The following is a 24,219-nucleotide window of genomic DNA, read 5'->3' on the forward strand; positions in this document are numbered from 1 at the left end:
CGGCACTGCGCTCGTCAACCGGGTCCGCTAATCCAGCAACGCGTCGACGAAGGACTCCGGCTCGAACGGCGCAAGATCGTCCGCCCCCTCCCCGAGGCCGACCAGCTTGACAGGGACGCCGAGCTCACGCTGTACCTGGAACACGATGCCTCCCTTGGCCGTGCCGTCGAGCTTGGTCAGCACGATCCCCGTGACATCGACGACCTCGGAGAACACCCGCGCCTGAGCGAGGCCGTTCTGCCCTGTCGTGGCGTCGAGCACCAGGAGGACCTCGTCCACCTGCGCCTGCTTGTCGACCACCCTCTTGACCTTGCCGAGCTCGTCCATCAAGCCCGTCTTGGTGTGCAGCCGACCCGCCGTGTCGACGAGCACGGCATCCACCTGACTGGCACCGCCGCGTTCCACGGCATCGTAGGCGACCGAGGCCGGGTCAGCGCCCTCGTCCCCGCGCACCACCTCCGCGCCCACTCGCTCCGACCAGGTCTGTAGCTGGTCGGCCGCGGCGGCCCGGAACGTGTCGGCCGCCCCGAGCAGGACACGGTGCCGCTGCGCCACCAGCACCCGCGCGAGCTTGCCTGTCGTCGTGGTCTTTCCGGTCCCGTTGACCCCCACGACCAGCACGACAGCGGGCTGCTTGGCTCCGTCGGACTCGTGCGGGAGTGCCCGCACCGCGCGATCGAGCTCGGGGTGCAGGGCCTCGATCAGCACCTCCCGGAGGACCTGCCTGGCGTGCTCCGCGGAGCGAACGCCGCGCGCGGACAGCTCGGCACGCAGCCTGTCCACGACCTCCTCCGTCGTCGCTGCGCCGAGGTCGGCAACCAGCAGGGTATCGGAGATCTCCTCCCAGGACTCCTCGTCGAGGTCGCCTGCCCCGAGCAGGCCGAGCAGGCTCTGTCCCAGCGCCGAACGCGACTTCGACAGCCTGCCGCGCAGCCGCTCGATCCGCCCGCCTGCCGGTTCGATCTCCTCGGCGGGCTCGGCCGCAGGCTCTGCCGTATCCGCAGGTGCACCAGCGTCCGCGGGCTCGCCTGCCTCGTCCGCGCCGACCGCCTGTTCCGGGACCTCCGGCTCCTGCGGGAGCACGACGTCGACGATGTCACGGCGCGGGGCGTCGCGAGGTACGGCGGCATCCTCTCCGACGCCGGGCTCACCGTCGACCTCCGTACGCTCCCCCGCGGGATGCGCCGGCCCAGCGGCATCGACGGGGGGATCGACAGCGGTGTCCGCTCCGGCGTCCCCGGGACCGCCCCCGGCAGTCCCCGTCCCGTCCCGCGTACCGCCCGGTGCCAGCGCGACGCCACCGCCGGCCTGGTAACCGCCCCCGCGGGCACCGTCGTCGCGCTGCGCGCGCTCGTTCTCGGCGAGACTGATCCTCCGTCGCCGGGCAAGCAGCAGCCCGGCGAGGACGGCCAGTGCCGCCACGACGACGGCCAGGACAACGATCCAGAACCAGAGACTATTCGACACGCAGCAATCGTCGCACCCGGCTCGCGGCGAGCGCCGGGGGGCGGTCCGCTGCCGGTGCCCCTCCGGTGGGCACTAGGCGGTATCCGGCTGAACGTCTGGCTGGGCGTCCGGTTGGACGTCACGTTCGACGTCGGGTTCGCCCGACCGGAGCCGCTGGGAGATCACCTGCGTGATGCCGTCGCCTGCCATGCTCACGCCGTACAGCGCGTCGGCGATCTCCATGGTCGGCTTCTGGTGTGTGATCACGATCAGCTGCGAGCTCTCCTTGAGCTGTTCGAGCAGGTTGAGCAGGCGCCGCATGTTGGTCTCGTCCAGCGCGGCCTCCACCTCGTCGAGCACGTAGAAGGGGGACGGCCGGGCACGGAAGATCGCGATCAGCATCGCCACCGCGACCAGCGACTTCTCCCCACCGGACAGCAGCGAGAGCCGCTTGACCTTCTTGCCGGGTGGCCTGGCCTCGACATCCACGCCGGTCGTCAACGGGTCGTCGGGGTCGGTAAGCACCAACCTGCCTTCCCCGCCGGGGAACAGGGCCGAGAACACCGCCTCGAACTCGCGCGCCACGTCCGCGTAGGCCGTGTTGAACAGCTCGAGGATCTTCTCGTCGACCTCGGATATCACCGAGAGCAGATCCTTACGGGTGTCCTTGAGGTCCTCGAGCTGGGTGGACAGGAACTTGTAACGCTCCTCGAGCGCTGCGTACTCCTCGAGCGCGAGCGGGTTGACCTTACCCAGCGACGCGAGGTCCTTCTCCGCCCGCTTGGCCCGGCGTTCCTGGGTCGGCCGGTGGTACGGGATCGGCTGCGGCTCGCTCACGTCCTCGCCGCGTTCCTTGGCTGCGGAGTACTCGGCCATCTCCTCCGCACTGGGTGGCACGGGCTGGTCGGGGCCGTACTCGGCGACCAGGTCATCCGGCCCGATCCCGTACTCCTCAGCGATCTTGCCTTCCAGCTGTTCCAGCCGGGTGCGTTGCTCCGCGCGCGCCAGCTCGTCACGATGCACCGCGTCGGTCAGCTTCTCCAGCTCACCGTTGAGCTCCCGAACCCTGGTGCGGACCTGGGCGAGCGCCTCCTCCCTGCGTTGCCGGGCCTGCTGCGCGGCATCGCGCTCGGCCGTCGCGCGCTGCAACGAGACCTCGATGCGCTCCAGCGCGCTCTCCCCGCCCTCCACGACGACAGCCGCGATGTCGGCTGCCCGCTTGCGCGCGATCCGTGCCTTCTCGGCGCGCTCCCGCGCCTGCCGCTCGGCTTCCGCCGCCTGGCGCAGGGACTCGGCCCTGCCCGAGATGCCCTGCACGCGTTCCTCCGACGTACGCAACGCCAGGCGGGCGTCCACCTCGGCCTGCCGCATCTCGGACAGCGACGCCGCCGCGGCGTCCCGTTCGGAGGTGTCCGGGTCCTCGTCCGCCGGCTCGTCCGAGACCGCTGCCAGCCGCTCCTCCAGCTCGGCAAGCTTGGTCAGCGCGTCCTCCCGGGACTGGTACACATCGGCTCGCTGCTTGCGGAGTCGCTCCACATCGGCCTCCGCCGAGCGCGCAGCCTGCTCCAGCCGCTCGATCCGCTCCGTGGTTCGCGCCTTACGCACCTTCGACTCGGAAAGGGCCTCCTTCGCCGAGACGACGTCGTCCTCCCTCGCGCGCTGTTCCGCCCGTGCTCCCTCGAGCGTGGCCTGCGTCTCGCTCAGGCGTTGCTCGGCAGCGCGCAACCGTTCCTGGGCGTCTTCCACGGCCGCTTGCACCTCGATGGCGCTCTCGCCGCCGACCGAACCACCCGATGCCCAGTCCGAGCCAAGCACGTCACCATCGAGGGTGACCCCGCGCACCTCGGGGTGCGCACGCACGAGACCCTCGGCCGCCGGCAGGTCCCCGACGATGGCGACCCGGTCGAGCGCACGCTCCACGGCGCCACGCAACGCCTCAGGTGGGGTCACCACGTCCCGTGCCCATACCGCACCGTCCGGCAAAGCCGGCCATGCGGCGGGTTCGGCGCCGGGCCCACCGCCGAGAAGCATCCCTACCCGTCCGGCCTGCTGGGCCTTGAGGTGGTCCATCGCCGCGACAGCCTCCGAGGTGCCCCGCATCGCGACAGCCTCCGAGGCCGGGCCGAGCGCCGCGGCGACCGCCACCTCGTAGCCCTGCGTCACGTCCAGCAACTCGGCGACGACGCCGAGCAACCCGCCCACGTCATCGCCCGCTTCCAGCAGCACCGCCGAGCCGTCCTTGCGTTCGCGTCCCATCGACAGCGCGTCCAGTCGCGCCTTCTCCGAGGCGATGTCCCGTTCCGCGGACCGCTCGGCCTCGACCAGCTCGTCGACACGCCTCGTCGCCGCATCTCTGGCCTGCACAGCCTGCTCGTAGCGGCTGTCGAGATCGGCATCGCCCTCGTCGGAGATGCCCCCCTCGGAACGTGCCTGCTCGAGCTCCTCGGCAGCCTGCTCGGCGCGCCGGGCCGCCTCATCGATCCCCGAGGTGAGCCGCTCGATCTCCTCCTCGGTAGCGGCATCCTTGCTGCGCAGCGCGTCGACCTCACCACGCAGCTTGGCCACGCCCTCCCGACGGTCGGCGATGGCCCGCACGGCGGCCATATGCCGCTCATCGGCTGCCTGCACGACACGCTCCACCTCTTCGCGCTTGGCGATCGTGTCGTTCAGCGTCTGCCGCGCCTGCTCCATCGCCTCGGTGAGCTCGGCTTCCTGCTCGGCGACCTCCTCGGCCTCGGCGAGCATGTCCTCGGGGTCGCGTTCACCGGTGTGCTCGTGCACGTCGGTGGACAGGTGCCGCTGCCGCTCCACGGCCAGCCGGACGGTGCCGCGCAGCCGCTCGGCCAGCGCGGAGAGCTTGTACCAGGTGTCCTGCGCAGCCGCGAGCTTCGGGGCATCGGAGGCGAGTGACTCCTCCAGCTCGTTCTGCTCGGCCGTCGCCGACTCCAGTGCCTGCTCGACCTCGTTGCGGCGCGCACGAGCCGCCTGCTCATCGGCCTCTTCCTTGGCCAGGGTGGTCCGTTGTGTCACGAGGTCGTCGGCGTACAGGCGCAGCCGCGCGTCGCGGAGCTCGGACTGCACGGTCTGCGCCTTCCTCGCCAGCTCGGCCTGCTTGCCGAGCGGCTTGAGCTGCCTGCGCAACTCGCTGGTGAGGTCGTTGAGCCGGTCCAGGTTGGCCTGCATACCGTTGAGCTTGCGCAGGGCCTTTTCCTTGCGCTTGCGGTGCTTGAGCACACCGGCGGCCTCCTCGATGAAGGCCCTGCGGTCCTCCGGCTTGGCGTGGAGTACCTCGGAGAGCTGCCCCTGGCCGACGATGACGTGCATCTCGCGCCCGATACCGGAGTCGGACAGCAGCTCCTGCACGTCCATCAGGCGGCACGTGCTGCCGTTGATCTCGTACTCGCTTGCGCCGTCGCGGAACATGCGCCGGGTGATCGATACCTCGGTGTACTCGATGGGCAGTGCCCCGTCGGAGTTGTCGATCGTCAGCGACACCTCGGCACGGCCGAGCGGCGACCGGCCGGACGTACCTGCGAAGATGACGTCCTCCATCTTGCCGCCCCGCAGGTCCTTGGCCCCCTGCGTACCCATGACCCAGCGCAGCGCGTCGAGGACGTTCGACTTGCCGGAACCGTTCGGGCCCACGACGCAGGTGATACCCGGTTCGAAACGCAGCGTCGTGGCGGATGCGAAGGACTTGAACCCCTTCATCGTGAGGCTCTTCAGATGCACGAAGCTGTGTCCCTACTGATCGGCGCCTTGTTCATCGATCCGGCCATTCGCTGCCGGCCGTCCTCGCGTGCGGGTGGTCGACAGCCCGCCGGGTGGAGTGCTTACCCAACCACCGACCGAGGATACCCGCGCGACCGGCGCGTTCCTTGTTGGCACGGCGGGTGCGGCGGAAACCGACGTGCACCGGCACACACGGTGACACAACACGGGAAGTGCGGCTCCGTGCCGAGCCGGGAGCGGGGCCGCCCGGAGCCCGGGCCTACAGCCGTACCTCAGCGTTCCACGAAGCCGACAGCGTCACCACGCGGCTCTGACCAGCGTTCGACGACCATCTCCACTCGACCGGGTGATGCACCCGATCGCAGCAGACCGAGGAGTTGCTCGCAGTGCTCGCGCCGGCCCTCCGCGACGACCTCGACCCGGCCGTCCGGCAGGTTGCTCGCGCTTCCGACCAGGCCGAGCTCGAGCGCTCTACTTCGCGTCCACCAGCGAAAACCGACGCCTTGCACACGGCCGTGTACCCATGCCGTCATCCGGACCGCACCGTCTCCCATGCTCACGTGTCTATCGTGCCTGATATTCAGCAGCGCCAGAGAAACACCGAAGCGTGTGACATGACTGCTGTAACATCACAATTCGTAGTTGACCCGGGGCTACATGCGGTACCTGACGTGTCACACGCCCCCTGACGGGTGATAGAGTGCGCCCGCTGCCGATATCGGGAGCGGCAGCCGGCCGCGTTCAGGACCAGCCTGTGACCCAGCCCACGTAGACAGTCCCGGCAGGGCAAGGAGTGAGTATGCCGCCGAGTGATGGGGCGCACGACGAGTTACGAATCGCGGTCGCACCGCCTGATGCCGTAACCGGCAAGTCCCGCAGACGCGGTTACCTCGCACTGGCGGCGAGCGGCCTGCTCACAGCGACCGCTTTCGCAGGCGTGGCGGACCTCGCCGCTGACGGCTTCCACGGCGCCGAGGCTCCCCAGAGCATCCAGGAGTACGAGCGCGACAAGGGTGATTCCGACGGCGGACGGGACCGCGTCGCCGGTGATGCCAGCGCCGAGCACACCACCGATCCGATCGACGACTCCGTCGCCAGCGAGACACTACGCAGGCAGCGCTCCACGGAGAGCTCGGTGATCATCACCCGGCCGGACGGGACCACGACGATCAGCTCGACCCTTCCCGGGACCACCGGTGCCGGCACGTCCGCGCGTTCGGGCGGCGTCCCCACGACCGACGAGCCGACGTCGAGCTCGAGCACCGAGACGACGAGTTCCACGAGCTCGACGAGCTCGACGAGTGAGACAACCAGCTCGACCAGCGAGACCACTACCTCGGAGTCCGAGACGACGACGTCCGAGACCGAGACCACTACCTCGGAGTCCGAGACGACGACCTCCGAGACCGAGACCGAGGGCAGCGGCTCCGGCGGCGAGGAGGGCTCCGGCGACGGCGACAGCGGCGAGGGTGACGCGTCGACGTCAGCCGAGTAACCCCTACCGGGTTGCCGCGGCGGGCAACGGCGACCTCGGAGACCGCCGGACCCGCCCGCGTCCTACCGGCAGGCCACCGTCAGGGGCGTGCCGTATGCGGAGGTGTCCCGCGGGCTCGCCGACTGCTCCGCGGGCGCGGCTGGCAGGTGGGGCAGAAGTAGGACGAGCGGTTCATGAATACCTCACGCCGGATCAGCGCTGCGCACCGCTCGCACGGCTGGCCGTCCCTCCCGTACACCGCGAGGGCGCGCGAGAAGTAGCCGGAACGGCCGTTCACGTTCACGTACAGCGCGTCGAAGGACGTCCCTCCCGCAGCGAGTGCCTCGTCCAGTACCTCGGCCACGGCGTGGAACAGCACCTGCCCCTGCTTGCGCGTCAGCCGCCACGTCGGGCATGTGCCGTGCAGCCTGGCACGCCACAACGCTTCATCGGCATAGATGTTGCCGATCCCGGACACCAACGACTGGTCGAGCAAGCCGCGTTTGACCTCGGAACGCCGCGCACGCAGCGCACGCACCACGTCCTCGGCCCGGAAGTCCGGATCTACCGGGTCACGCGCGATATGGACGATCTCCGCGGGCACCTGCCCGCCCTGGGTCGGCCGCAGGTCGGTAACCTGCAAGCCTCCGAAGGTGCGCTGATCGACGAAGCGGAGCTCGTCACCGCCGTCCGCGAAGCGCATCCGCACGCGGAGGTGTTTCTCGTCCGGGGTCCCCGCAGGCTGCACGCGCAGCTGGCCACTCATACCCAGGTGCCCGAGTACAGCGGTTCCCGAGTCCAGCTCCAGCCACAAGTACTTGCCCCTGCGGCGGACCGCCTCGACCCGCTCGCCGAGCAGGCGAGCACGGAAGTCCTCCGGGCCGGGGACGTACCGTCGAACCGCCCGCGGATGGAGAACCTCGACATCGCTGAGGGTTCGATCGACAACATGTTCGGCCAGGCCGGCTCGGATGACCTCGACCTCGGGAAGCTCAGGCACGTTCGGGAGAGGCGTCGTCCCGTTCGGCCGAGAGCACACGCCACGCCGTCTCGGCCGCTTTCTGCTCGGCTTCCTTCTTGGTCCCACCTTCGCCGTGCCCCAGCTCACGGCCACCGACGAGAACCGTGGCACTGAAGACCTTCTGGTGATCCGGCCCGGTGTCGACCACCCGATACTCGGGCACACCCAGCGCAGTGGCTGCGGTCAACTCCTGCAGGCTGGTCTTCCAGTCCAGACCGGCCCCCCGCATCGGGGCCTCGGAGAGCAGCCCGGCGAACAACCGATGCACCAACCGGCGGGACTGCTCGATGCCGTGCTCGCGATAGACGGCACCGATCATCGCCTCGAGCGTGTCGGCGAGGATGCTCGCCTTGTCCCGGCCCCCCGTCATCTCCTCGCCCTTGCCGAGCAGCACGTGTGCGCCGAGGCCGCCCTCGCCGAGCTCACGCGCCACGCCAGCCAGGGCTTGCATGTTCACCACGCTCGCGCGCAACTTGGCGAGCTGCCCCTCGGGCAGGTCGGGATGCTCCGAGTACAGGTGATCGGTGATGACCAGACCGAGCACGGCATCCCCGAGGAACTCGAGCCGCTCGTTCGGCGTCAGCCCGCCGTTCTCGTAGGCGTAGGAACGATGCGTCAGCGCGAGTGTCAGCAGTTCCGGGTCGAGGTCGACGCCGAGCGCCTCGACCAGTGGCGTGGTGTCGGCCGCTGGACCCGTGTCCGAGTTAGCCGCCATGATGTTCCAGCCACTCAGGCGGGTTCAACGACCTGACGCCCCGCGTACTGACCGCAGCTCGGGCACGCCACGTGTTGCGGCTTGGGCTCCTTGCATGCCCGATTCGAGCACGGCACCAGGTGAACCGGGCTCGCCTTCCACTGCGAGCGCCGGGTGCGCGTGTTCGACCGCGACTTCTTCCGCTTGGGGACGGCCACCGTTAACTCTCCTCACCGTCACGTACCGATGCGGCGCAGGGACCCGACCGGTCCGTACCGGTCATCCCTGGCCGACATTACCTTCACGAGTCTTCACGAGGGCTCTCGTCGGACAGCTCTTCGAAGCGTTCGACGAGCGCTGCCCACCGGGGATCTATACTCTCATGCTCGTGTCCGGGCTCGAGTTCGGCCCACTTGACGCCACAACCATCGCACAGCCCCTGGCACCCGTCGTCGCACAACGGTACCAGCGGAAGCGCGAGCACCACCGCGTCCCGAACGACCGGCTCGAGGTCGATCCGGTCGTCGATGACGTGGCTGACCTCGTCTTCCTCGGTGGTCTCCTCGGTCGTCGAGTCCGGGTAGGCGAACAGCTCGGTGAGGTTGACCGCGATGTCCTCGGTCACCGGATCGAGGCACCGCGCGCACTGGCCGTGCGCGCGTACCGAGACGTCCCCCGTGGCGAGGACGCCTTCGACCACCGACTCGAGCAGCAGGTCGAGCGTGAACGGGGTACCACCGGTGACCTCTATCACACCCGAGACACCGATCGTGTAGTCCACGGATACACGTGCCTGCACGGCTCGGCTGAGTCCGGGTCGGCGCCCGAACTCGCGCGTATCGATCACCCACGCACCCTCGTCGACATGGGCCGTGGACGACTGCCCGGTCGGGGCGGCACGAGCGCCAGGGTTGTCGTGCTCGATCGGCTCAGACATCGGGAGAACTCTCAGACTCGCAGGAGGAAGGTACGTGCGCACCGCCGGGGGCGAGGACGGCTACGTCGGCGTGGCACGCACGAGTATGCCAATTGTCCATGGTAACCGCGTGCTGTCCAGCGGACGGTAAGCAGCCGGAGACAGCTACGCGTGACCGGTCGCCCTACCGTCGAGGCTACCGGTGATAGTCGTACGGGCCGCGGCCGTTGGAGCCGCCCCCCGAGCCGCGCAGATGGTTCCTCCCCTGGTCCACGGTACGCAAGGTCTGCGACAGCAGATCGGAGAACTCGGCGAGCTTGCCGTCCACGTAAGCGTCGCACTCCTCACGCTGCCGGTCCGCCTCCGCGTTCGCCTCGTCGACGATGCGTGCCGCCTCGTTGTGTGAGGCCTGCACGACCTCTGTCTGCGCCACCAATCGCTGCTGCTCGGTCATGCCCTCCTGCACGGAACGCTCGTAGGCGTCCTTGCCTGCCTGAACCATACGGTCGGACTCGGCACGCGCGCGCTCGGTCAGGTTCTCGTACTCGGTACGCCCGGCGGCGACGGCCCGATCCGCTTCGGCACGCGCGTCGGCGAGGATCTGGTCGGCCTGCTCGCGCGCCTCGTTGACCAGGCGCTCGGCTTCGCTCTTGGCATCGGCGACGGTGCTCTCGGCGTTGCTGTTGGCGGCACTGACCGTCTCATCGGCCTGCTGGCGCGCCGAGTTCAACACCTCGTCGCGCTTGTCCAGCACGTCCTGCGCGTCGTCGACCTCCCTGGGCAGCGCGTCACGCACGTCGTCGAGCAGCTCGAGGACATCCCCGCGGGGCACCACACAGCTCGACGTCATGGGGACCCCACGCGCCTCTTCCACGATCGTGACGAGTTCGTCGAGTGCCTCGAAAACCCGGTACACGGCACTATCTCCCTTGCTCAAGGTGCACTACGCACTTACCGGAGCAAGTCTGCCTCACCACGACCGCCAGCGCGTGCAGGTCACCCGACACCGGGCGTGTCCCCGCACGGCCTCAGCGCGGTGCGCGCCTACGCCCGCCGTCAGGCCAGCTCGTCCACGCGGGCGGTGAGCCTGCGGCCGATGCTCTGGGGAACCAGGTGTGACACGTCCCCGTGGTAGGTGGCGATCTCCTTGACCAGCGAGCTGGACAGGAAGCTGTACTCGGGGTTGGTCGAGATGAACAGCGTCTCGACCCCGGACAGCCGCTGGTTCATCTGCGACATCTGCAGCTCGTAGTCGAAGTCGCTGACCGCACGCAGCCCCTTGGCGATCGCCGGGATGCCGTTGGCCCGGCAGTAGTCGACGAGCAGGCCGTGCCAGGAGTCCACGCGCACGTTCGGCAGGTGCGCGCACACCTCCCTGATCATCTCCATCCGCTCCTCGATGGAGAACAGCCCTTTCTTGCTCTTGTTGATCAGCACGGAGACGACGACCTCGTCGAACAACTGCGAGCACCGCTCGATGATGTCGACATGCCCGTTCGTCACGGGGTCATAGGAACCGGGGCACACCACACTGATCATGCGCCGGACGGTAGCAGGCGAGTCCTCCCGCCGACGACACGCCACCGCCGGTGACCCGGCGGGCCTCACCCGGCGACGTGATCGCCCGGCCGGTACTCGGCCCAGTAGACGGTCGTGTCGCGGTACCGCTGTACCCGCGCCACGTGAAACCCCTCCGGCCAGCACTGCTCGCCGTCCGGTGGCGCGCGCTCGATGATGACGAGCGCCCCATCGGCGACCCATCCGTTGTCGGCCATCGCCTGCATCTCCACGAGCAGCTGCGCGTCGGTGACGGCGTACGGCGGGTCGACAAGAACGAGGTCGACCTCCTTGTCCGCGGGCTGTGACAGCGTCGCCTCGACGGTCCCGTGCCGGATCGTGCCACCGAGCCCCACCTCCTCGAGGTTGCGGCGCAGGATTCCTGCGGCAGCGCGGTTGCTCTCCACGAAACACGCGTCGACGGCCCCGCGGGACAGCGCCTCCAACCCGAGCGCCCCCGAGCCCGCGTACAGGTCCAGCACCTGGGTGCCGACGACCTCGTCGGCAGCGTCCAGGGCATTGAACAGCGCTTCCCGAACGCGCTCGGTCGTCGGTCTCGTGCCGCGCTGCGGCACACGCAGCCTCCGGCCACCGGCGGTTCCTGCCACGATCCTTGTCACAGGGGTATCTTCTCGCACCGCCGGACGGCACGCGCACGCACCGGTGAAGCAGCGTACTCTCGGTGGACGGCACTCGCCTGCCGGGTCGTGCCCGGATCGTACGGAGTATTCTCGGACCTTCCCCGCACAGGCGCGTCGCTACTGATATGGCACGTTCCTGATCCGGCGGGCGGGGTGCTTCCGGCTCCGGGTAATCGCTCGGTTCACCCGTTGACCGCGGTGGATGGCGGGTGAGTGAATGGCCCGGCTCGTGCGGCAACCCGCCCGAGCCCCGAGGTGAGTCGTTGAGGAGAGCCGCGTGTCGGAGTCTGTGGTTCTGCGGGCCGAGATCGCCACCGAGCAAGCCCACGTCGACCGCGTGTACCTGCGGCTCGACGAGCTCCGTAGCCAGGCCGAGTCGATGCGCGACCGGGGCTACGAGCTCGGCCACGGTGCCCGGCACGAAGCGGTCTTCGAGCAGGCATCCATGCTGTTCGAGCGGGACGTGATGGTGCATCACGCCAATCAGACCCTGCAGGTGCTCGACGCCGAGCACGAAGGCCTGGTCTTCGGCAGGCTGGACACGCACGAGCGCGAGACGGTCTACGTCGGCAGGCTCGGCATCCGGGACGGCGAGTTCGACAACCTGGTCACCGACTGGCGCGCGGACGCGGCCGCGCCGTTCTACCAAGCCACGGCCGAGCAGCCGATGGGTGTGATCCGGCGCAGGGTCATCCAGAGTTCCGGACGCTCGGTCACCGGCATCGAGGACGACGTCCTCATGCCGCACGACCTTCCCGAGGAGATGCGCGTGGTCGGCGACGGCGCGCTGATGGCCGCGCTCGCCAGGGCACGTGGCGAGCGGATGCGCGACATCGTTGCCACCATCCAGCGCGAGCAGGACGAGGTGATCCGCGCACCGTGGCGCGGCGTAACCGAGATCACAGGTGGCCCCGGCACCGGGAAAACGGCGGTCGCCCTGCACAGGGCCGCCTACCTGCTCTACCGCTACCGCAAGCAGATCGGCGGTGGCGGTGTCCTCGTCATCGGGCCGTCGGAGGCGTTCACCACCTACATCTCCCGCGTCCTGCCCTCCATGGGGGAAACCAGCGTGGAGTTGCGTGCCGTCGGCGAGCTGCTCGACGGTTACGAGGCCACGCACACCGACCCCGCCCCGGTCGCCACGATCAAGGGGGCGGCGCGGATGCGCGGCGTGCTGCGGCGAGCGGTGCGCGGCACACCCCCGGGTGTGCCGTCCGAGCTGCGCATCACCTACCGCGGCGAGGTACTGCGGTTGGCAGGCGACCAGCTCGAACGCGTGCGCAGGCGCGTGCACGGGCGCGGGGGTCAGCCCAACCGCTGCCGGGTGCACGCCGCTGAGGCGCTCCTGGAGGCGCTCGCGGACGTCGCGCAACGCCACGCCGAGAGCGGCGGCCCCGAGGTCGATCGCGCCCGGCTGGTCACCGAGCTCGGCGAGCGCATCGAGTTCCACCGCTTCCTGGTCGACTGGTGGCCGGTACTGCGCCCCGAGGAGGTGCTGAGCCGGCTCGGGGACGAGCAACGCCTCCGCACGGCCGCGCGCTCACAGCTGACGCCGGACGAGATCAGCATCCTGGCCGCCTCGTTCGCCGACACAGCGACGGGCTACTCGGTGGCCGATATCGCACTGCTCGACGAACTGCGATCGCTCGTGGGAAAGCCGAGGCGCAGGCGCGTGGCGGCGGAGGATCCCCAGCAGGATCCCCAGCAGGATCCCCAGCAGGACCCCCGGCAGAACCCCCGGCAAGCCCGGCCACCGGGAGCAGCGCGGTCCTCGTTACCGGAGCACTACGACGAGTTCGGCCACGTGATCGTGGACGAGGCGCAGGACCTCTCGCCGATGCAGTGGCGCATGATCGGCAGGCGCGGACGGCACGCCAGCTGGACCGTCGTCGGGGATCCCGTGCAAAGCTCCTGGTACAGCGCGGCGGACGGCGCCGATGCCGACGCGGCCGAGGCCGACGGAGTGCTGGGGTCCCCCTCGGCACGCAGGCGCTTCACCCTCCGGACCAACTACAGGAACTCGGCGGAGATCTTCTCCCTCGCCGCACGTGTCGTGTCCGGGCACGCAGGCGCGGACCAGCTGCCCACCGCGGTCCGTGCCACCGGTATCGACCCCACGGTCCGCACCGTCGACACGGCCTCACTGGAGTCCGAGGTCCAGCAGGCAGCTATGGATGTTCTGGCGCGGGTCGAGGGAACGGTCGCCGTGATCGGCGCGATGAACCGCGTGGCCGACCTCGAGAAGTTCATGTCCCCTGTGACCGACGAACGACTCACGGTCGCAGGCAGCCTCGACTGCAAGGGACTGGAGTACGACGCGGTGGTGCTCGTCGAACCGGGCGAGTTCCTCGCCGAGTCGGTTGCGGGCAGACGCGGGCTCTACGTGGCGATGACCAGGGCGACGCAGCGGCTCACGGTGCTGACGTCGGATCCGGGCTGGAGGCCGGAGTGAGCGCCTCGGACGAGGGCGGGCCGGAGCTCGGCACGGCCACCCGCGTGCGGGTCGCCCGCCCGCGAAGCGCGACCACATCGTGCTCGCGCCAGTGGCGCCGCTCCCGCTCGGAAGCCCGCTCGACCACCGACATGGCCGCAGCGACGTTGACGGGGAGCCGCTTGGCCAGCTCGGTGAGCCGGGCCGCCATATTGACCGGGTCCCCGATCACCGTGTATTCGAGCCTGCTTTCCGCCCCGACGTTGCCCGCGACCGCCTGACCACCCGCGACGCCGATACCGACGGCGAACTCCGGAACCTCGGCGGCCAGCCGCTCGATGGTCGCCCGCGCGGCCGCGAGCGCCTTGCTCGACGCGCAGTCCACCGGTGACGGCGCCCCGAAGATCGCCAGTGCCGCGTCGCCCTGGAACTTGTTGACGAAACCGTCGTGCGCGTGGACCTCGTCCACGACGACGGTGAAGAACCGGTTCAGCACCTCGACGACCTCGGTCGGCGGCCGCGTCTGGGCGATCTGCGTCGAGCCGGTCACGTCCACGAACAGCACCACGACATCCCTGACCTCACCGCCCAGCTCGAGCTGCCGGGAAAGCGCCGCCCTCGCGACCTCCTCACCGACGTGCTTGCCGAACAGGTCCCTGATGCGTTCCCGTTCGCGCAGCCCCGCAACCATGCGGTTCACGCTGGACTGCAGCTCACCGAGCTCCGTCCCGTCGAAGACGACGACCTCGGTGTCCAGGTCACCGCGCTCGACCCTGGCGAGAGCGGCACGGACGGTCCGGATCGGTGCGGTCGTGGCACGGGTACTGAGCACCGTGAGCATGAACCCGGACAGCAGCGACACCAGGCCCAGGGCCAACACGGTCACCACGAGCTGGAACTGCGTCACGCCCGGCTGGAACAGGGTGAGCAGGGCAACGACCATCAGACCGACGACAGGCACCCCCGAGCCGACGCCCCAGAACACCAGGGTGCGCACCGTCACGCCGAGGGCGAGCCTGCGTGGTGTCGGGCCGTGCGCGAGCACCCGCGCCGCGATGGGGCGTAGCGAGAACTCGCTGAGCAGGTACGCGTTGGCGCACGTGACGGTGCCACTGAGCATGATGCTCAACGCGACCTTGGGTACCACCTCCGGCTGCACGAACGCGTACAGCACGGTGAACAGCACCAGCCCACCCAGCCAGGCAAGCGCCTGCATGAAGGTCAGCTCGGCGGGCAGCCGAAGGGTGGCGCGCCGCTGGTACTCGTCGAGCTCGGCACCGTCCGTCGCCCACCGCAGCACGCGCAAGCCACGTACGATGCCCCAGGTCGTGCCGCCGATCAAGGCCGTGAGGATATACACGGGCACGGCCACGAAGTTCACGAGCAGCAGGTCCCTGACGAACACGTTCGGACCGGGGATCACCACTGTCACCAGGGCAATCGCCACGGCAGCGCCCACGGCGTTGGCCGCGAGCAGCGATCCGGTCAGCAGGAACCGGACACGCAGCCGCACCCGGCGACCGTGCTCCTCCCCGGAGCCGAGCAACCACGAACCCAGCGGCCGCTCGCGCAGCACCCTGTCATCCCGTGCGCCCCACCCCAGCACGTCACTGCCTCTGGTTCCGCACGCTCACTCCACGACCAGGAGGAGGTCGCCGCCTTCCACCTGCTGGACCGAGTTGATCGCCAGGCGTGAGACCCGGCCGCCCTTGGACGCGGTGATCGCGGCCTCCATTTTCATCGCTTCGATCGTGGCCACGGTCGCGCCTGCCTCCACGGTGTCGCCTTCGGAGACCGAGAGGGTGACCACGCCTGCGAACGGCGCGGCCACGTGGCGGTCGTTGGACTTGTCGGCCTTCTCCGCGGCGGGGAGTTCGGAGACCACCGACTGGTCGCGTACCTGGATGGGACGCAGCTGCCCGTTGAGGGTGGCCATGACCGTGCGCATGCCGCGTTCGTCGGCCTCCGAGATGGCTTCCAGCTCGATGAGCAGGCGAACGCCGGGTTCGAGGTCCACGGCGTACTCCTCGCCGGGCCGCAGCCCGTAGAAGAAGTCCTTGCTGTCGAGCACGCTGGTGTCGCCGTAGGCCTGCCGGTGCTCGGAGTACTCCTGGGCGGGCCCCGGGAAGAGCAGCCGGTTGAGCGTGGCGCGCCGGTCCTCGGTCAGGCCGCGGCTGTCGGACTCGGACAGCTCGGCGAGACCACCCGCGGGGGCGCGACCCTCGAGCGCCCGCGAGCGGAACGGTTCCGGCCACCCGCCCGGCGGGTCGCCCAGCTCGCCGCGCAGGAACCCGATCACCGAGTCGGGGATGTCGTACTTGTTCGGCTCGGCCTCGAAGGCCTCCGGTGACACCCCGGCGCCCACGAGGTGCAGCGCGAGATCGCCGACGACCTTGGAAGAGGGCGTGACCTTGATCAGCCGCCCCAGCATCCGGTCGGCAGCGGCGTACATCGCCTCGATGTCCTCGAACCGGTCGCCCAGCCCCAGGGCCCGGGCCTGCGTGCGCAGGTTGGACAGCTGCCCACCGGGGATCTCGTGGTGGTACACCCGGCCGGTCGGCGAGGACAGTCCGGCCTCGAAGGGCGCGTAAACCCTGCGCACGCTCTCCCAGTACGGTTCAAGGTCGCCGACGGCCTGCAGGTCCACCCCGGTCGGCCGGGCGGAATGGTCGGTGGCGGCCACGATCGCCGACAGCGAGGGCTGCGACGTGGTCCCGGCCATCGAGGCCACCGCGCCGTCGACCGCGTCGGCCCCGGCCCGCATCGCCGCGAGGTACGTGGCCAGTTGCCCGCCTGCGGTGTCGTGGGTATGGATGTGCACCGGCAGGTCGAACTCGGTACGCAGCGCCGAGACCAGCCGCTCGGCCGCGGGCGCCCGCAGCAACCCGGCCATATCCTTGATCGCCAGCACGTGGGCACCGGCCTCGACGATCTGCTCGGCCAGCTTCAGGTAGTAGTCCAGCGTGTACAGCGACTCACCGGGGTCGGTCAGATCCGAGGTATAGCACAGCGCCACCTCCGCGACCGCCGAGCCGGTCGCGCGCACCGCATCGATCGCAGGCCGCATCTGCTCCACGTCGTTGAGCGCGTCGAAGATGCGGAAGATGTCGATGCCCGTCTCGGCGGCCTCGGCGACGAAAGCGTCGGTCACCTCGGTCGGGTACGGGGTGTACCCGACCGTGTTGCGGCCCCGCAGCAGCATCTGCAGGCAGATGTTGGGCACAGCCTCGCGCAGCGCGGCCAGCCGCTCCCAGGGATCCTCGGCCAGGAACCGCAGCGCGACGTCGTAGGTGGCCCCGCCCCAGCACTCCAGCGACAGCAGCTGCGGCACCGTCCGCGCCACGGCCGGTGCCGCAGCGACCAGGTCCTTGGTCCGCACCCGGGTGGCCAGCAACGACTGATGGGCGTCCCGGAAGGTCGTGTCGGTCAGGCCCACCGTCGACGACTCCCGCAGCCATCGCGCGAACCCCTCCGGCCCCAGCCGGTCCAGAGTCTGCTTCGACCCCGACGGCGGCTCACCCTCCGGCAGGCGCGGCAGCTTGCTTGCCGGATCCGGCAGGCTCGGGCGCTGCCCGTTCGGCTTGTTCACCGTGACATCGGCCAGGTACGTCAGCAGCTTCGTGCCACGGTCCGCCGAGCGCCGCGCCGTAAGCAGGTGCGGGCGGTCCTCGATGAACGAGGTCGTCACGCGGCCCGCACGGAAGTCCGGATCATCCAGCACCGCGCGCAGGAACGGGATGTTCGTGGCCACCCCCCTGATACGGAACTCCGCCACAGCACGCCGCGCACGGGCCACGGCCGTGTCGAAGTCCCTACCCCGGCAGGTGAGCTTGACCAGCATCGAGTCGAAGTGCGCGCTGATCTCCGTCCCGGCGAAGGCGGTACCACCATCCAGCCGGATCCCCGAACCGCCCGGCGAGCGGTACGCGCTGATCATCCCCACGTCCGGCCGGAACTCGTTGGCCGGATCCTCGGTCGTGATCCGGCACTGCAGCGCCGCCCCCCGCAGGTAGATCACGTCCTGCGTCAGCCCCAGATCGGCCAACGACTCCCCCGCCGCGATGCGCAGCTGCGCGGCCACCAGGTCGACATCGGTGACCTCCTCGGTGACCGTGTGCTCGACCTGGATCCGCGGGTTCATCTCGATGAAGACGTGCTCACCGCTCTCGTCGACGAGGAACTCGACGGTGCCGGCGTTGCGGTAGCCGATCCGGCGGGCCAGCCGCGCCGCGTCCGCGCAGATGCGCTCCCGCAGCTCCGGGGCGAGGTTCGGCGCGGGAGCCAGCTCGATCACCTTCTGGTGCCTGCGCTGCACCGAGCAGTCCCGCTCGTACAGGTGCACTACCTCACCCGTACCGTCCGCCAGGATCTGCACCTCGATGTGCCGCGGGTTGACCACCGCCCGCTCGACGAACACCGACGGGTCCCCGAAGGCCGACTCGGCCTCCCGCGAGGCCGCCTCGATCGACTCACGCAGCTGGGCCGGCTCGGTGACCTTGCGCATCCCGCGCCCACCGCCACCGGCGATGGCCTTGACGAACACCGGGAAACCGATCTCCTCGGCCGCCGCCACCAGCTCGTCCACATCGTCCGACGGCCGGGACGAGCCGAGCACCGGAATGCCTGCCTCGCGCGCGGCCTGCACGGCGCGCGACTTGTTCCCGGTCAGCTCCAGGATCTCGGCCGGTGGCCCGACGAACGTGATACCGGCCTCCTCGCACGCCCGAGCCAGGTCCGGGTTCTCCGACAGGAACCCGTACCCGGGATAGACCGCGTCCGCGTCCGCGCTCAGCGCGGCCCGCACCACCTCCTCCACCGACAGGTACGCACGAACCGGATGCCCCGGCTCACCGATCTGATGCGATTCGTCCGCCTTGAGCCTGTGCAGCGAGTTCCGGTCCTCATGTGGAAAAACGGCGACCGTACCCGCCCCCAACTCGTAGCCCGCGCGGAACGCCCGGATCGCGATTTCACCCCTGTTGGCCACGAGCACCTTACGGAACATGCCGGTCCTTCCTGTCCTACTACCTGACGGCGCGACGACGAGCTCGGCGACGCACGGCACACTGAATCGGTCCTGCACAGTACAGTGTGCCACCCCCTCGGGGGGAGGGTGAGCCGCGCCATCTCGCTCCTCGGACGACCGGTGCGCGCCGGTTCGTCGTCACCGTGCGCGGCCGATCATGCCTTCTCCAGGAACTCGGCGCGCTCCGGCCCGACCAGGTCGGTCACCAGATGCGCCAGCTCGAGGTTGTGCCCCAGGGACGGATCCCGCGCGATGATTCCCTGGGCGAGGTCGCGTGCAGCGGCGATGATCTCCTCGTCCTGCAACAGTGACAGCAGTTTGAGCGCGGAACGGCTCCCGGACTGCGCTGCACCCAGGATGTCCCCTTCCTTACGCAGCTCCAGGTCCAGCCGGGAGAGCTCGAAACCGTCACTCGTCGACTCGACAGAGCCGAGCCGCTGCCTGGTCTTCGTCCCCTCGACCGCTTCGGTGACCAGCAGGCACAACCCCGGCACCGATCCCCGGCCGACACGGCCGCGTAGCTGGTGCAGCTGGCTCACCCCGAACCGGTCAGCATCCATGATCAGCATCACGGTCGCTGCGGGAACGTCGACGCCGACCTCGACCACGGTCGTCGCGACGAGCACGTCCAGCTTGCCGTCGGCGAACCGGCGCATCGTGGAGTCCTTGTCGTCCGGGGACATCCGGCCGTGCAACACGCCGATCCGCAGGCCGGCGAGCTGGTCGTTCTCCAGCTCCTCCGCCAGCTCGAGAACCGCGACGGGGGGACGCTTGGACCCGGTGTCCGCCGGCGGCTCGTCGCCGATGCGCGGGCACACGACATACACCTGGTTCCCGCCGGAAACCTCCTCGCGCACCCGCTGCCAGGCCCGTTCCAGCCAGGACGGTTTCTCCGCGACCGGCACGACCGTTGTCGTAATCGGCGACCGCCCCGCCGGTAGCTCGTCGAGCACGGAGACCTCCAGGTCGCCGTACACGCTCATCGCCACCGTCCTCGGGATCGGTGTCGCGGTCATGACCAGCACGTGCGGGCTTGTGAACTCGGCCCCTCTGCTACGCAGCGCGTCACGCTGCTCGACACCGAAGCGATGCTGCTCATCGACGACGACCAGGCCCAGGTCGGCGAACGAGACGTGCTCCTGGATCAGCGCGTGCGTGCCGACGACGATGCCGGCCTCGCCGCTGGCGGCGTCCAGCAACGCCTGCTTCCGCCGCTTGGCAGGCAACGATCCCGTCAGCAGGGTTACCTTGGTGGCGTTCTCCGCCGCACCCAGCTCCCCCGCATTACCGAGGTCACCGAGCAGCTCACCCAGCGACCGCGCGTGCTGCGCAGCGAGCACCTCGGTCGGCGCGAGCAACGCGGCCTGCTTGCCCGCGTCGACAGCCTGCAGCATCGCGCGCAGCGCCACGACCGTCTTGCCACTGCCCACCTCGCCCTGCAGCAACCGGTTCATCGGCCGGTCCGTGGCGATATCCGAGGCGATCGCCTTACCGAGCGCGCGCTGGCCGGCTGTGAGGGTGAACGGCAGCCGCGCGTCGAACTCGTCGGCCAGCCCTCCGGCCACCGGCTCGCATACGGGCGCGGTGCGCGCGACGGCCGACATGCGGCGCTCGGCGAACACCAGCTGGACCGCGAGGGCCTCGTCCCATTTCAGGCGCAGCCGGGCATGCCGCAGCGCCTCCCAGTCCGGTGGCCGGTGGATGGCGCGCAGCGCCGTCTCGAGGTCGACGAGCCCGTGCTCGGCGCGCACCTCGGCAGGCAACGGGTCCTCGCCGATCTCGAGGGTCGTGAGTACCTGCTGCACGCAGCGGTCGATGGTCCACGAGGGCAAGCCCTCGGCCGAAGGATAGACCGGGATGATCTCCCCGACGAACTCGTCGACGGCAACGTCGCTCGTGTGCTCGTCGAACAGCTCGAACTCCGGGTGCGCCAGCTGCAGCCGGTTTCGGAACGCGGTTACCTTACCCGCGAACAGGCCCTGCCTGCCGGGCTGCAGCTGCTTGGCCAGCCATCCGGTCCTGTTGAAGAAGGCGCATGTCAGCTCACGGGACCCGTCGGTGATACGGACCTCGAGGATGTGGCCCGAGCGGGACCGCATCTGGCGACGTGCCGCGTGCGTGATGCGGGCCAGCACGGTGACGTGCTCGCCGGTCTCGAGCCCGGCGATCTCTGTCAGGTCGCCCCGTTCGGCATACCGGCGCGGGTAATGCCGCAGCAGGTCGCCGACCGTGGTGATGTCCAGCGCCGTGGCGAGCGGCTTGGCCGACTTCGACCCGATGAGGGGCGTCAGCTCGTCACGCAACGTACTCACTTGCTCTACTCCACACCGATCGTCAGGACGCTGTCGGTCTGGCCACCGTGGTAGGCGACGAACTCCACCTCGGGATGCGCGGCACGCAGCCGCCGCCCGAGCTCGACGTCCACCCCTTCCGGCGCCTGCGCGCCGAGCAGCACGGTGACCAGCTCACCTCGTACGCCGAGCAAGCGCTCCAGCACCTCCATCGCCACATCGGCAAGCACATCGTCGAGCTGCTCGCCGGACTGCTCGATCCGCACGACCTCATCATCGACGAAACCCACGACATCGCCTGCCGCGACACGACCGACCCAGGTGATCGCGTCCTGACTCGCCACGCTCACCTCCCCCCGGTGGGTCGCAGCTGCGGCCTCGGCCATGGCCACCACATCGTCGTGCGCGCGCCTGCCGCTGTCATGCACGGCGAGCGCGGCGAGCACCTGCACCGGCGAGGAGCACGGGACGACAACCACGTCGCGGTCCACGCGGTCGAACGCCTCGACAGTCGACTCCGCGACCCTGGTCAGCTCGGGTCCCGCAGGCAGAACGGCGGTGTGCGCGGCGGCCAGCTGCGTGATCAACCGCTGCACTCGCTCGGTACCGGGAAGCACGCCGCCGTGCGCGGCCAGCACCCGTGCCCCTGCCTGGCTGCACAGCTTCGCCAGATCCTCACCTTCCACCAATGCCAGCACGGCGCGCGGCTGGCGCACCTGACCACTGTCGACCATCGGCTCCTGCGGTGCCAGGGACTCCACACGCACCTGATGCGGATGTCCCGCGCGCAACCCTGCCTCGAGCGCGGCACCGATGTCGGCGCAGTGCACATGTACCGCGTGGCTTCCCGCACCGTCGCCTGCGACGGTCACGCAGTCCCCGATCGCGCTGAGCTCGTCACGGAGTGCAGGCAAGGCGGCCTCGCTCGCGCCGTTCAGCAGGTACATCACCTCCCACGGCTGCGCGCTCGCCGTCCCTTGGGACGACACCGTCGACGCCGCGCGCTGCGCGGGGCTCCGTGCGGGGCCACGCGAGGCATCCACGGCGAACTCCGGCCGAGCGCACGCGGAGTGGCCGGTCACCACGGCGACGAGCTCGTCCAGTACCGCAAGCACCCCGCGCCCACCGGCGTCGAACACGCCTGCCTCGGCGAGCACCGCCAGCTGGCTGGGCGTGCGCTTCAGTGCCTCCGCGGCAGAGGTAGCCGCGGCCGTCACGGTCCGCTCCAGCGCACCGGTGCGGTCGTACTCGGCTTCGGCGCCCCGCCGAGCGGCGTGCAGCACGGTCAGCATGGTGCCGTCGACCGGGCGAACCACAGCTTCCGTCGCCAGCCGGTCGGCGTGGATCAGTCCGCTGATCAGGGTCTCCGTATCCACCGCTTCCCTGGACCGGCACGCCTCGGCCATGCCACGCAATGCCTGCGACAGGATCACCCCGGAGTTGCCGCGCGCCGCGGCGATCGCGCCACGGGCCAGCGTGTCCAGCGCACGTCCCGCTGCCTCCGGATTCGAGTGCGCGAGCGCCTCGTGGGCGCCTGTGATGGTGTGCACCAGGTTCGACCCGGTGTCCGAGTCGGCCACCGGGTAGACGTTGATGCTGTCGATATCTGCCCGCAGCCCCTCCAGGCTGCGGACACAGGCAGCGGCCCACGCCGATACCTCGGCCACGCGCAACGCCTGCATCCCTACCCTCGACTCGTCGTGTCGATCACGGTGTGTTCACCTCGGGCCCAGCCCGTTCCGTGAGCTTATCGACCCCGCTACCGGCGCCGGATCCGCACCGGCTACGCTGTCCAAGGTGCCTGATACGCCACGAGGCGTATTCGATTTCCCTAGTCTGAAGGAGTGTTCGACGTGGCTGCCGTGTGCGACGTCTGTGGCAAGGGGCCGGGCTTCGGTAAGCAGGTCTCTCACTCGCACCGGCGTACCAACCGCCGGTGGAACCCGAACATCCAGACCGTGCATGTGAAGTCGGATGGTTCGAACAAGAAGAGGATCAAGGCGTGCACCTCCTGCATCAAGGGAGGCAAGGTCGCGCAGGGCTGACGCCGCGATCTCCAAGTCTGTTCAGCGGCCCGGGCACCGATCACGTGCCCGGGCCGACTCATGCCCGGCGTCAGGTCGCTCAGCCGTCCAGGTACTCGTCGATCCGCTGAACCTTGGCTTGGAGCTGATCCTCGTATCCGGGCCTGATATCCGCCTTGAGCACCAGACCCACACGGGGTGAGCGGGCGGAGACCACCTCGACGGCACGCTTGATCACCGCCATCACGTCATCCCAATCCCCCTCCAGGTTCGTGAACATCGCGTTGGTCTCGTAGGGCAGACCCGACTCACGGACCACACGCACGGCCTCGGCCACGGCTTCACCAGCGCTGCCGTGCTCGTCGGCCACGCCCGGACTGATGCTGAACGCTACGATCATGCGTTCACTCTGCCAGGTTCCTCGGGCGCTCGCCGCCACCTTGACGCAGGTTGTGGAGGGGTCGGGTGCCTGTGTGTGGTCGGCGTGTCGTTGCGGGGTGGTCGAACGTGTGTGCGATATGCTGTGGGTGTGTCGGAGTTCGTGCAGGTGGTTGGTCCGGCTGGGGTGATGTTCGTCCCGGCCGGGCAGGCGCCTGCGGTCGCGTTCACGCCCGCCGAGCAGGCCGAGATCCGGTGCCGCACGTTCACCGGCGAGCAGGTCGCCGGGTTGAGTGCGGAGCAGGTGATCGAGACGCTGGCCGCGGCCCGCCGGATCCGGGCGCATACCGATGCGATCGAGGCGCACGCCCTGGCCCGGCTGGACGAGCTGCGCGGTGGTGACCGGTATGTGGCTGATGAGGCCGCGCTGGAGTTGCGGGTCTCGCGGCACACGGCGGCGCTGCGGCTGCACCGGTCTCGCCAGCTCACCGCCCGCATGCCGCGGGTGTTGGCGGCGATGGAAGCCGGTCAGATCGAGGCGGCTGCCGCCGGCCGGGTGGTCGAGGCGACCGACACGGTGGAGGACGA

General features: G+C 69.7%; 19 protein-coding genes. 4 read left to right on the forward strand and 15 right to left on the reverse strand.

What is annotated here, in order from left to right; genetic code table 11:
• Positions 1-27: 27 nt before the first annotated feature.
• The 3 genes from ftsY to CHB84_RS16190 all read right to left on the reverse strand — a co-directional run bounded on the left by ftsY (position 28) and on the right by CHB84_RS16190 (position 5,732).
• On the reverse strand, positions 28-1,467 hold the full coding sequence (gene ftsY, locus CHB84_RS16180) for a signal recognition particle-docking protein FtsY (protein WP_089302454.1): 1,440 nt from the start codon (positions 1,465-1,467) through the stop codon (positions 28-30).
• Positions 1,468-1,539: 72 nt separating this feature from the next.
• Positions 1,540-5,178, reverse strand: coding sequence for a chromosome segregation protein SMC (gene smc, locus CHB84_RS16185; RefSeq protein WP_089302455.1), 3,639 nt, complete (start codon positions 5,176-5,178; stop codon positions 1,540-1,542).
• A gap of 272 nt (positions 5,179-5,450) precedes the next feature.
• Positions 5,451-5,732, reverse strand: coding sequence for an acylphosphatase (locus CHB84_RS16190; RefSeq protein ID WP_089302456.1), 282 nt, complete (start codon positions 5,730-5,732; stop codon positions 5,451-5,453).
• A gap of 245 nt (positions 5,733-5,977) precedes the next feature.
• Here CHB84_RS16190 and CHB84_RS16195 point away from each other — a divergent pair, with 245 nt between their 5' ends.
• A complete protein-coding gene (locus CHB84_RS16195) occupies positions 5,978-6,673 on the forward strand; it encodes a hypothetical protein (protein ID WP_089302457.1) in 696 nt (231 codons plus the stop codon).
• 79 nt (positions 6,674-6,752) lie between these two features.
• Here the strand turns inward: CHB84_RS16195 and mutM are convergent, their stop codons facing one another.
• The 7 genes from mutM to rsmD all read right to left on the reverse strand — a co-directional run bounded on the left by mutM (position 6,753) and on the right by rsmD (position 11,460).
• Positions 6,753-7,652, reverse strand: a complete 900-nt coding sequence (gene mutM / locus CHB84_RS16200) for a bifunctional DNA-formamidopyrimidine glycosylase/DNA-(apurinic or apyrimidinic site) lyase (RefSeq protein WP_089302458.1) — start codon at positions 7,650-7,652, stop codon at positions 6,753-6,755.
• A complete protein-coding gene (gene rnc, locus CHB84_RS16205; protein ID WP_089302459.1) occupies positions 7,645-8,388 on the reverse strand; it encodes a ribonuclease III in 744 nt (247 codons plus the stop codon). The genes mutM and rnc overlap by 8 nt, the downstream gene beginning before the upstream one ends.
• A gap of 14 nt (positions 8,389-8,402) precedes the next feature.
• Positions 8,403-8,585, reverse strand: coding sequence for a 50S ribosomal protein L32 (gene rpmF / locus CHB84_RS16210; protein WP_089302460.1), 183 nt, complete (start codon positions 8,583-8,585; stop codon positions 8,403-8,405).
• Positions 8,586-8,668: 83 nt separating this feature from the next.
• On the reverse strand, positions 8,669-9,304 hold the full coding sequence (locus tag CHB84_RS16215) for a YceD family protein (RefSeq protein ID WP_089302461.1): 636 nt from the start codon (positions 9,302-9,304) through the stop codon (positions 8,669-8,671).
• A gap of 175 nt (positions 9,305-9,479) precedes the next feature.
• Entirely contained in the window at positions 9,480-10,199 is a 720-nt protein-coding gene (locus CHB84_RS16220; RefSeq protein WP_089302462.1) for a DivIVA domain-containing protein, read from the reverse strand.
• Positions 10,200-10,339: 140 nt separating this feature from the next.
• Positions 10,340-10,822, reverse strand: a complete 483-nt coding sequence (coaD, locus tag CHB84_RS16225) for a pantetheine-phosphate adenylyltransferase (protein ID WP_089302463.1) — start codon at positions 10,820-10,822, stop codon at positions 10,340-10,342.
• 65 nt (positions 10,823-10,887) lie between these two features.
• Entirely contained in the window at positions 10,888-11,460 is a 573-nt protein-coding gene (gene rsmD / locus CHB84_RS16230; protein WP_089302464.1) for a 16S rRNA (guanine(966)-N(2))-methyltransferase RsmD, read from the reverse strand.
• Positions 11,461-11,758: 298 nt separating this feature from the next.
• On the opposite strand from rsmD, the gene CHB84_RS16235 reads away from it, so the two are divergent.
• On the forward strand, positions 11,759-13,933 hold the full coding sequence (locus CHB84_RS16235; protein WP_089302465.1) for a HelD family protein: 2,175 nt from the start codon (positions 11,759-11,761) through the stop codon (positions 13,931-13,933).
• Here the strand turns inward: CHB84_RS16235 and CHB84_RS16240 are convergent.
• The 4 genes from CHB84_RS16240 to CHB84_RS16255 form a co-directional block, all read right to left on the reverse strand.
• Positions 13,893-15,518, reverse strand: a complete 1,626-nt coding sequence (locus CHB84_RS16240) for an adenylate/guanylate cyclase domain-containing protein (RefSeq protein ID WP_245818780.1) — start codon at positions 15,516-15,518, stop codon at positions 13,893-13,895. The genes CHB84_RS16235 and CHB84_RS16240 overlap by 41 nt on opposite strands.
• A 24-nt stretch (positions 15,519-15,542) precedes the next feature.
• Positions 15,543-18,917, reverse strand: coding sequence for a pyruvate carboxylase (locus CHB84_RS16245; protein WP_089302466.1), 3,375 nt, complete (start codon positions 18,915-18,917; stop codon positions 15,543-15,545).
• A 176-nt stretch (positions 18,918-19,093) separates the two neighbouring features.
• Positions 19,094-21,250, reverse strand: coding sequence for an ATP-dependent DNA helicase RecG (recG, locus tag CHB84_RS16250; RefSeq protein ID WP_089302467.1), 2,157 nt, complete (start codon positions 21,248-21,250; stop codon positions 19,094-19,096).
• 5 nt (positions 21,251-21,255) lie between these two features.
• A complete protein-coding gene (locus tag CHB84_RS16255) occupies positions 21,256-22,911 on the reverse strand; it encodes a DAK2 domain-containing protein (protein ID WP_089302468.1) in 1,656 nt (551 codons plus the stop codon).
• 171 nt (positions 22,912-23,082) lie between these two features.
• Here CHB84_RS16255 and rpmB point away from each other — a divergent pair, with 171 nt between their 5' ends.
• Positions 23,083-23,274 (forward strand): 50S ribosomal protein L28, encoded by a 192-nt coding sequence (gene rpmB, locus CHB84_RS16260; RefSeq protein WP_089302488.1) that lies wholly within the window; start codon positions 23,083-23,085, stop codon positions 23,272-23,274.
• 79 nt (positions 23,275-23,353) lie between these two features.
• Here rpmB and CHB84_RS16265 read toward each other — a convergent pair whose 3' ends face one another.
• Positions 23,354-23,653, reverse strand: coding sequence for a thiamine-binding protein (locus CHB84_RS16265; RefSeq protein ID WP_089302469.1), 300 nt, complete (start codon positions 23,651-23,653; stop codon positions 23,354-23,356).
• Between the two features lie 129 nt (positions 23,654-23,782).
• Here CHB84_RS16265 and CHB84_RS16270 point away from each other — a divergent pair.
• Positions 23,783-24,219 (forward strand): DUF222 domain-containing protein (locus CHB84_RS16270; protein ID WP_141134713.1); only part of this gene is annotated, 437 nt, incomplete at its 3' end.

Source organism: Haloechinothrix alba, assembly GCF_900188115.1.
GTDB classification, from domain to species: Bacteria; Actinomycetota; Actinomycetes; order Mycobacteriales; family Pseudonocardiaceae; genus Haloechinothrix; species Haloechinothrix alba.